The sequence below is a fragment of the Neorhizobium sp. SHOUNA12A genome, from assembly GCF_023006505.1.
In the GTDB taxonomy this organism is placed as follows: domain Bacteria; phylum Pseudomonadota; class Alphaproteobacteria; order Rhizobiales; family Rhizobiaceae; genus Neorhizobium.
Genome location: NZ_JALBGV010000016.1, coordinates 82,817 through 91,545 on the forward strand (window position 1 = coordinate 82,817; position 8,729 = coordinate 91,545).

At 63.0% G+C, this 8,729-nt stretch carries 8 protein-coding genes; 2 read left to right on the plus strand and 6 right to left on the minus strand.

What is annotated here, in order from left to right; genetic code table 11:
• Nucleotides 1-88 precede the first annotated feature (88 nt).
• The 6 genes from MOV63_RS10285 to MOV63_RS10310 all read right to left on the minus strand — a co-directional run bounded on the left by MOV63_RS10285 (nucleotide 89) and on the right by MOV63_RS10310 (nucleotide 7,219).
• Entirely contained in the window at nucleotides 89-1,753 is a 1,665-nt protein-coding gene (locus MOV63_RS10285; protein WP_247033606.1) for an ABC transporter ATP-binding protein, read from the minus strand.
• On the minus strand, nucleotides 1,750-2,661 hold the full coding sequence (locus MOV63_RS10290) for an ABC transporter permease (RefSeq protein WP_038546146.1): 912 nt from the start codon (nucleotides 2,659-2,661) through the stop codon (nucleotides 1,750-1,752). The genes MOV63_RS10285 and MOV63_RS10290 overlap by 4 nt, the downstream gene beginning before the upstream one ends.
• Complete coding sequence (locus MOV63_RS10295; protein WP_247033607.1) at nucleotides 2,661-3,668, minus strand: ABC transporter permease; 1,008 nt, start codon at nucleotides 3,666-3,668, stop codon at nucleotides 2,661-2,663. Before MOV63_RS10295 ends, MOV63_RS10290 begins: the two co-directional genes overlap by 1 nt.
• Before the next feature lie 109 nt (nucleotides 3,669-3,777).
• On the minus strand, nucleotides 3,778-5,370 hold the full coding sequence (locus MOV63_RS10300) for an ABC transporter substrate-binding protein (protein WP_247033608.1): 1,593 nt from the start codon (nucleotides 5,368-5,370) through the stop codon (nucleotides 3,778-3,780).
• A 32-nt stretch (nucleotides 5,371-5,402) separates the two neighbouring features.
• Nucleotides 5,403-6,083 carry an AroM family protein gene (locus MOV63_RS10305; RefSeq protein WP_247033610.1) on the minus strand — a complete coding sequence of 227 codons (681 nt, stop codon included), beginning with the start codon at nucleotides 6,081-6,083 and terminating at the stop codon, nucleotides 5,403-5,405.
• Nucleotides 6,084-6,262: 179 nt separating this feature from the next.
• Nucleotides 6,263-7,219, minus strand: coding sequence for an AroM family protein (locus MOV63_RS10310; protein ID WP_247033611.1), 957 nt, complete (start codon nucleotides 7,217-7,219; stop codon nucleotides 6,263-6,265).
• Nucleotides 7,220-7,364: 145 nt separating this feature from the next.
• Between MOV63_RS10310 and MOV63_RS10315 the strand changes: the two genes are divergently transcribed.
• Both MOV63_RS10315 and MOV63_RS10320 read left to right on the plus strand, forming a co-directional pair.
• Nucleotides 7,365-8,444 (plus strand): DUF917 domain-containing protein, encoded by a 1,080-nt coding sequence (locus MOV63_RS10315; protein ID WP_247033612.1) that lies wholly within the window; start codon nucleotides 7,365-7,367, stop codon nucleotides 8,442-8,444.
• Nucleotides 8,441-8,729, plus strand: a 289-nt coding sequence (locus tag MOV63_RS10320; RefSeq protein WP_309500820.1) for a hydantoinase/oxoprolinase N-terminal domain-containing protein, incomplete at its 3' end; no start/stop codon positions are given. The genes MOV63_RS10315 and MOV63_RS10320, both read left to right, overlap by 4 nt.

Below are 8,729 nucleotides of genomic sequence, written 5' to 3' on the forward strand. Positions count from 1 at the left end.
TTGCCGGGATGGCAGTGATCAACGACAACGTCCCCCTATATGGGAAGCGTTGCTGCACTGCACAATTATTTTTTTGCAAAGGTATGTTTCATCGCGAGCCGGCGGGGGCCGACAAGTTGGCCGCGCGCGACGTTTTGCGTCCGCTTTCGATCAGCGCCCTGGTGTATTCGTGCTGCGGCGACAGGAAAAGGCGTTCCGTCTCGCCCTGTTCGACGATCACGCCGCGTTTCATCACGATGGTCCGGTCGCAGATCTGCCGGATGACGGCGAGGTTGTGCGAGATGAAGACATAGGTGAGGTCGAGTTCCGCCCGCAGTTCCTGCAGGAAGTCGAGCACCTGCGCCTGCACCGAGATATCGAGCGCCGAAGTCGGCTCGTCGAGGATCAGCAGGCGTGGATTGAGGGCGATGGCGCGGGCGATGCAGATGCGCTGCTTCTGGCCGCCGGAGAGTTCGTGCGGATAGCGGTATTTGAACATTTTCGGCAGCTGGACGATGTCGAGCAGTGCTTCGACGCGCGCCTCGATGTCGCGGCGGCCCATGCTTGTCTGGATGCGCAGTGGCTCGCCGATCGCGTCGCCGATCGTATGGCGGCCGTTAAGCGCCGAATGCGGGTTCTGGAAAACGAACTGCATGTGCCGGCGCATCAACCGCATGGGCTCGCCGGTCAGGCCGGAAATGTTCCGGCCGTCGAAGATAATGTCGCCGGAGGTCGGCTCGATCAGCCGCAGCAGCATGCGTGCCAGCGTCGACTTGCCGGAACCGGATTCGCCGACCACGCCGAAGATCTCGCCGGTCGCGACGGACAGGTTGATGCCGTCGACCGCCGTTACCTCGGTACCCGATTGGCTGCGGTAGACCTTCTTGAGGTCGATCGCTTCCAGAAGCACGCCAGGTTTCACCGGCGTGCCGATTGCCGGTTCGGCGACGACCTTTGCCGCGGCGGTATCGATGTCCGGCACGGCAGCCAATAGGCGCTTGGTGTATTCGTGCTTCGGCGCGCTGAGGATATCCGCCGTCAGGCCCTGTTCGACGATCTCGCCCTTGTACATGACCGCGCAGCGTTTCGCGATCGTGGCGATCGCGCCGATATCGTGGCTGATCATGATGACCGTCAGGTTGAGCTTCTCGACCAGCGAATTGATCAGGTCGAGCACCTGCGCCTGGACCGTCACATCGAGCGCCGTCGTCGGTTCGTCGGCGATCAGCAGGTCCGGTTTGCCGGACAGCGCCATGGCGATCAGCACCCGCTGGCGCATGCCGCCGGAAAGCTGGTGCGGATACTGGTCGAACAGCATCGCCGGGTTGGGCAGACCAACCTGGTCGAGCAGGTCCTCGGTGCGGGCGCGGCGGGCGGCCTTCGAGGAGACGCCCTTGCCGGCGGCCTTTTCGTGGGCGGTAATGACGTCGGAAATCTGCTGTCCAATGGTGAAGAGCGGGTTCAGATAGGTCATCGGATCCTGGAAGATCATCGAGATGCGGATGCCGCGGATCTTCGTCCAGTCCTTTTCCGAAAGTGCGGTAATGTCCTGTCCGTCGAAGGCGATGCTGCCCTGGACGACCTTGGATGCCTTCGGCCCGATGCCGAGCACGGAGCGCACCAGCACCGTCTTGCCTGAACCGCTTTCGCCGACGATGCCGAGCGTATCGCCGCGGTTGACCGTCAGGTTGATGTCTTTGAGCACATGCACCGGCCCGTCGAAAGTGCCGATGTCGAGCCGGTAGTTCTGGATGTTGAGAAGAGGTCCGGTCATCGGTCGCGGCTCCGGGGGTCGAGAATGTCGCGCAGGCCGTCGCCCAGAAGGTTGAAGCCGAGCACGGTCAGGAAGATCGCGGCGCCCGGAAACAGCGAATACCACCACCAGTCCGGCATGTAGGTGCGGGCGACCGAGATCATCGCGCCCCATTCCGGTGCCGGCGGCTGGGCGCCGAGGCCGATGAAGCCGAGGCTGGCGGCGGACAGGATCGCCATGCCCATGTCCATGCTCATCTTGACGATGATCGGCGACATGCAGTTGGGCAGGATGTGGTGCCAGAGGATCCACGGCGTTTTGGCGCCGATCGAGCGGGCCGATTCCACGAACAGTTCTTCCTTGACCGACAGCGTCTTCGCCTCCACCAGCCGGACGTAACCCGGCCACCAGACGAGCGACAGAGCCAGCACGCAATTGGTGATGCCCGGGCCGAGTGCGGCGACGATCGCGAGCGCCAGAGCCAAGCCCGGTACTGCGAGGAAAAGCTCCGTGATGCGCATGATAACGGCGCGCACCCAGCCGCCGCGATAACCGGCGATGATGCCGAGCGGTACGCCGATGACGGCGCCGACGCCGGTGATGATCAGCCCGATCCACAGCGAGGTGCGGGCACCGATGATGACGCGCGAAAGGATGTCGCTGCCCATCTCGTCGGTGCCGAACCAGTGACCGACGCTCGGGCCCATCAGCTTGTTGGCCATGTTGAAGGCGCCGACGGTATCTTCCGGATAGGGCGCGAGCCACGGGCCAAGTGCTGCGAGCAACAGAAAAAGCACGACCAGGCCGAGGCCGAGCATGGAAGAGAAGCTCTTGCCGAACATGTGGGCATAAAGCCGCCATTGGCGGATCTTGCTTTCATGCCGTTCGCGGAAGGTGAGGGGGCGGGAGAGTTCCACGGGCGTCGTCATCAGGCGCTCCTGAGGCGGGGATCGATCCACGCATAGGCGAGATCGACAAGGGTGTTGGCGACAATGAAGAAGAAGCCGATTACCAGCGTGACGCCGATGACAGGCTTGAAATCCGACGAAAGCGCCGAGGAGACGGCATAAAGCCCGATGCCTGGCCAATCGAAGACGGTTTCGACGAGAACGGTCGAGCCGAGCATCCAGCCGAAGCGCAGACCGATCATCGCCAGCGTCGGCAGAAGCGCGTTCTTCAGCGCATAGATCGCGACGATGCGGAAGGAGGCGATGCCGTGGGCACGGGCCGCGACGATGTAGTCCGACTGCAGCACTTCGATCATTTCGGCGCGGTTGACGCGCAGGATCGAGGCGAGGCAGGGGAAGGAAAGCACGATTGCCGGAAGGATGATATGCCGCAGCGATATCCAGAACGTGTCCAGCCGGCCGGCGAACAGGCTGTCGACGAGGAGTAGGCCGGTGATCGTCTGCGGCGGGCGGGTGACCAGCGGCAGACGGCCCGAGACCGGCAGCCAGCCGAGATCGACCGCGAATGTCAGCTGCAGGATGATGCCGAACCAGAAGGCCGGCAGAGCGACGCCCGAGATCGAGAAAATGCGGGTCGCATGGTCGATCGGGCCGTCCTTGTAGACGGCCGACAGCATGCCGAGCGGCACGCCGACGACGATGCCGAGCGTCATGGCGACGAAGACCAGTTCCAGCGTTGCCGGCGCATAACGCAGCACCTCTTCCAGCACCGGCCTCGTGGTGACGATCGACTGGCCAAGATCGCCGGTGACGAGGTCGCCCATATAGACGACGAACTGTTCGGGCAGCGACTTGTCGAGACCGTATTCTGTACGGATCGTCGCCACCATGTCCTCGGTCGCGTTGGGGCCGGCGACCAGCCGGGCGGGATCGCCCGGCGCGACGTTGGTGATGACGAAGGTGAGTGCCGCAATGCCGATCATGGTTCCGACCAGCGTGAGCACTTTGCGGAAGGCGAAGGTCAACATCGTCTTCTCCGGTGGTTATTCTCTTAAAAACCTGCGCATGGCCCGGCCGGTTGGGATGGTCCGGGCCATGCGCATCATGCTGGCTGCAGGAGGGGACGCAAGCCAGTTTCTATTCGGCCTTCACCCACATCGGGTAAAGATCGACTTCGCCGGTGAAGCGGACCGGGCTGAACTGGAAGCCCTGCAGGTAGTCGCGATGCGCCCAGCGGCGGTTCTGCAGCATGCCGAAGACCTCCGGCTGATCGGCGACAATCTGCTTCTGGATGTCGGCATAAAGCTTGGCGCGGTCATCCCAGTTGGTCGCGGCGCGGGCCTGGTCGATCATCTCCGAAACCTTCGGATTGTCGTAGAACATCATCGCGTAATACTGGCCCCAGCTCGCCTTGTGGTACTGGTAGGCGACGGCGTCCGGGTCGGTCGAGACCGGGGTGGTGAACACCGAGGTCATGGCCGGCGAAGTCTCGACCTTGGAACCGGCGGCGACCATGTTCGGCCACTGTTCCGGCTTGACCTCGACGGTGATGCCGAGTTCCTTCAGGTTGTCGAGCAGCACCAGGCCGATGCGGCGGGCTTCTTCGAGGCCTGCGACATGGACGTAGGGAAGCGTGATGCCGCCGTTCGGATAGGCCGATTTCGCCAGGTATTCCTTGGCCTTGGCGAGATCCTTGCGCGGGATGCCCGGAACCGAGACGAAGCCCTTCATGGCGTCCGGCAGCGGGCTGCTTTCGAGCGATGCGGCGCCGTTGTAGATCTGGATCAGGGCATCGTAGTCGACCGCATAGGCGATCGCCTTGCGCAGGTTGATGTCGGCGGTCGGGCCCTTCTGGGTGTTGAACTTGATGCCGAAGGTGGTCATGCCCTTATGGTCCTCGATGACCACGCCCGGCACGCGCTTGATCTGGATGTAGTCGTCCGGCGTCAGACCTTCGACAATGTCGGCTTCGCCGCGCTGCAGGGCAGCCTTCTGGGCGGCGGGTTCGCGGATGATCTTGTAGATGACGCCGGCCGGGCGGTTCTTCTCGCCCTGCGGCCAGCCCTTCCAGTAGGTGTCATTGGCTTCGATTTCATAAAGGACGTTCGGTTCCCAGCGGCCGAGTTTGAAGGGGCCGGAACCGGCTGCATGGTCGGTCAGCCACTTCTGGCCGTAGTCGCCGTCGACTTCATGAGCCTTCACCTCAGCCGGGTTGACGATGTACCACCAGGGCAGGAAGGAGAGGAACGGTGCGTAGGGCGCCTTTAGGTCGAAGCGGACGGTGTTCGCGTCGACGGCGACGATGTTCTCCGGCGCCAGGAAGTCCTTGAGCATCCAGGCGACGCCCTTGTTGAGCTTCAGGCCGCGTTCGAAGGAATAACGCACGGCCTCGGCGGTCACCGGATCGCCGTTGTGGAACTTGGCGTTCTTGGCGAGATGGAAGGTCCAGCTCTTGCCGTCCGCGCTGGTTTCCCACTTCTCGGCGAGCCAGGACTTGATCTCAGCCGGGTTGCCTTCGTACTTGACCAGAGCATCATAGACCGACTGCTGGATCATGCGCGTCGACCAGTCGTAGCGGACATGCGGATCGAGGACCGGGATGGCCTGACGGCCGCCGAAAACAATGACGTTGCCCTTGTCGGTGCGCTCGAAGGCACCGGCGGGCGAGGCGAGGATCGAGGAGGCGAGCAGTCCCGCGACCGCGACAATTCTCAAGGTTTTTCCGAACATGTGGTTCCCTCTGTTTTTAATGTGGCTCGGTATCAGATCATTTGGCGGACGACGCCCGCGACGACGCGGCGCGACAATAGGACCGGGGCGTCGACCGCGCGGCGCACTTCATCCAGCATTCCGGCGGAATAACCCATGCAGTGCATGACGATGAGGTCGCAGCCTTCAAGCGTTTTTGCCCGTTCGCCGACATCGTCGCCGGCATAGGGCGAGGCGGCGACGAATTTCGGCTCGCCGCTGAAGACGTGGCGATCGGCGAAATCCTTGACCTGCCGTTCGAGCGGCAAGATGACGCCGAGCTTGCGGGAGGAAGCGGCAAGCGCCTCGACGGTGGAATCGACGATCCGCTGGGCCTCGACCACCAGCGTGTTTTCGAGCGGATCGATCCGGGTGCCGGTGCAGAGAAGAACGACGAGGTCGAAACCTTGCGCATCGATCTCCTTCAAGAGAACGTTTAGCTTCTCCTCGGTGCGGGCCTTGGACGTGACGATCTCCTCGCCGCTCTTCAGACGCGTCGCGAAGGAATGCTCGCCGTCGACAGCGCGCATCGCACCGAGCTCGGCGGAATTCATGCCATCGAGCACGCCGAATTCACGGAACTCGACGCGACCTTCCGGCAGGCCGATGCCGATCTCGGCCATCATTTCCGGAACGATGTCGACACGTGGTGTCTGACCGATGGTCACAAAGGCGATCTTGGATGTGGAAGGCATGCTCTCATCGTTCCCTGCATGACATTACATTATCGACAGGGAGCCTAGCGCCCGGAAGCGCGGCTTCACTATAGGGTAATGCCCCTAGAACGACATGATTCTGACATGCTCAAGGCGACCAATTTTTAGGCAAAGAGCTCTTCTGGCGCAATTTTCTTGCGCGAACCGGATTATTTCGATCAGGGATGGCCGGCGGTGATGACCATGCGGATCAGGGCGTTGGACGACGTGACTTCCATCTTGCTCATGACGTTCGAGCGGTGAATCTCGACCGTCTTCGGGCTGATGCCGAGCTGGCGGGCGATCGCCTTGTTGGACAGGCCTTCGGCCACCAGCGACAGAACCTGCCGCTCGCGCGGCGTCAGGCGAAGCAGCTTTTCGGCAAATTCCGGCGAAACGCCCGGCAGAGTGACGGGCTGCGAACGATGCAGGAGGAGCCGGATGGCGCTTGCGACGATGCGGCGGGCGAGGACGACAGGCTTGCCGCTCGCCTTCGCCACCATCTGCCGGTCGGCCTCGGTAAAGCTGACGGAATTCAGGACGATGATTTCCGCATCCGCAAGATCGACGAGCGCGCCGGCAAGCAGTTTCCTGTCGCCGTCGGCGGCATAGCTGGCGCAGATCTTGTAGGGCGCCAGTGCCGGGATATCGAGTTCCTCGATCTGCTGCTGCAGCGGTTGGATGAGGCCGACGGAAGAGCCGTGCGCAGCGAGCGAAATCACCGCCGATTCCATGGCGCGCTGGGCATTGACGGTCGGGCAGGTGCTTTCGAAATCGCGGAACAGACCGGTCGAGAGGATGACGACCAGATCGAATTCGTTGGGGTGAAACGCGGCGGCGATCTTCGCCATACGCTCGGCGATCCGCGGCTTGGACACGACGATGTCGGTATTGTCGGCAAGCCGGGTGACGATGCTCTGTTCGCCCGGCCTGACCCTGAGATCGTCGATCTCGGCTTTGGAAAGCGCGTCCAGCGCGCCGATTTCGAGCGCTTCGATCGGCACATCGAGATTGGTCAGCATGTCCCCAATAAGATCGGCACGCGGCGTCTGACCGACGCTCAAAAACATCACCCGATGGCGCGATTCCGCACCTTCCGGCGAGGTCGGGGCCAGCGCATATGGGCTCTTCGTCACCTGCAGGGAATCGGTCCTTTCGATCGTCAAACCATGATTGCGCCGAGCGTGCCCAAAATCAAGGCAAGCTCATTCTAGGGGCAGTCCCCTATAGGCATCCTTCGTCACTCATGGCTAGGTTCTAGCACATTCTTCGGAGGTAAACATGATCCGTGATTTCGAAGCGGGCGAGATCGACCCGCTTGCCGTGGGCGCCTGGATTCTCGGCACCGGCGGCGGCGGCAGCCCTTATCTGGCGCAGCTCAACCTGAAAAAACTCTACAGGGACGGCAAGCGCGTCAAGCTGATCGACCCCCAGGCGCTCGATGACGGCGATGCCGTCGCGGTCGTTTCCAAGATGGGCGCACCGCTGGTCGGCCAGGAGCGTCTCGTCGATCCCGCGCATCTGGCGCGTGCCATGCAGCTGATGGAAGAATATACCGGCCGCAAGTTCCGCGCCGTGATGAGCGTCGAGATCGGCGGCGGCAATGCGCTGTCGCCGTTCCTCGCCGGTGCCATGCTGGATATCCCGGTCGTCGACGCGGACGCGATGGGCCGTGCCTATCCGGAAGCGCAGATGACCAGCTTTGCGATCGGCGACCTGCCGATGTATCCGCTGACGCTGGTCGATTGCCGCGACAACGAGGCGATTGTCGCCAAGGCTGCCTCCTGGAAGTGGATGGAGCGGATTTCCCGCAAGATCTGCACCGAGGTCGGCTCGACGGCGGCGACCTGCAAGGCGCCGCGCACCGGCCGGGAAGTCAAGGACTGGGGCGTGCTCTACACGGTCACCAAGGCGGTCAGCCTCGGCCGCGCCGTGCTTGAGGCCCGCGCCGCCCATACGGATCCCGTCGAGGCCGTGCTTGCCCATGAGGGCGGCAAGGTGTTGTTCAAGGGCAAGATCGCCGATGTCGACCGCACCACGACGGGCGGCTTCCTGCGCGGCTCGGCGATGATCGAAGGTCTCGACGGTGATCGCGGCTCGAAGGTCGAACTCGCCTTCCAGAACGAATGGGCGGTCGCGTTCCGCGACGGCCAGCCGATCGCCATGACGCCGGACCTGATCTGCCTGCTCGACACCGTGTCGGGCGAGGCGATCGGCACCGAGACGGTGCGTTACGGCCAGCGCGTCACGGTCGTGGCACTGCCGGCGCCCGAGGTGCTGACCAGCGCCAAGGGCCTCGAACACGTCGGCCCCCGCGCCTTCGGATATGACCTGGATTTCAAATCGGTGTTTGCAGCATGAAGCGGATCGGAATTGACGTCGGCGGCACCAATACGGATGCCGTGCTCATCGATGGCGAGAAGGTTCTCTCGGCCATCAAGTTTCCCACCACGTCGGACGTGATGCAGGGCGTGGTCAATGCGATCGGCCATGTGGTCTCCTCGCAGGCGCCGGGTTCGGCACCGGTCGATGCTGTGATGATCGGCACGACGCATTTCACCAATGCGGTGGTCGAGCGCGCCCGTCTCGACCGCGTCGCGGCGATCCGCATCGCCATGCCGGCCGGCGCCTCGCTGCCGCCGATGG

Bases quoted from the DNA above. Each gene is read 5' to 3' on its own strand.
- MOV63_RS10285 (WP_247033606.1), bottom strand. From the start codon at position 1,753: ATGACCGGACCTCTTCTCAACATCCAGAACTACCGGCTCGACATCGGC.
- MOV63_RS10290 (WP_038546146.1), bottom strand. From the start codon at position 2,661: ATGACGACGCCCGTGGAACTCTCCCGCCCCCTCACCTTCCGCGAACGG.
- MOV63_RS10295 (WP_247033607.1), bottom strand. From the start codon at position 3,668: ATGTTGACCTTCGCCTTCCGCAAAGTGCTCACGCTGGTCGGAACCATG.
- MOV63_RS10300 (WP_247033608.1), bottom strand. From the start codon at position 5,370: ATGTTCGGAAAAACCTTGAGAATTGTCGCGGTCGCGGGACTGCTCGCC.
- MOV63_RS10305 (WP_247033610.1), bottom strand. From the start codon at position 6,083: ATGCCTTCCACATCCAAGATCGCCTTTGTGACCATCGGTCAGACACCA.
- MOV63_RS10315 (WP_247033612.1), top strand. From the start codon at position 7,365: ATGATCCGTGATTTCGAAGCGGGCGAGATCGACCCGCTTGCCGTGGGC.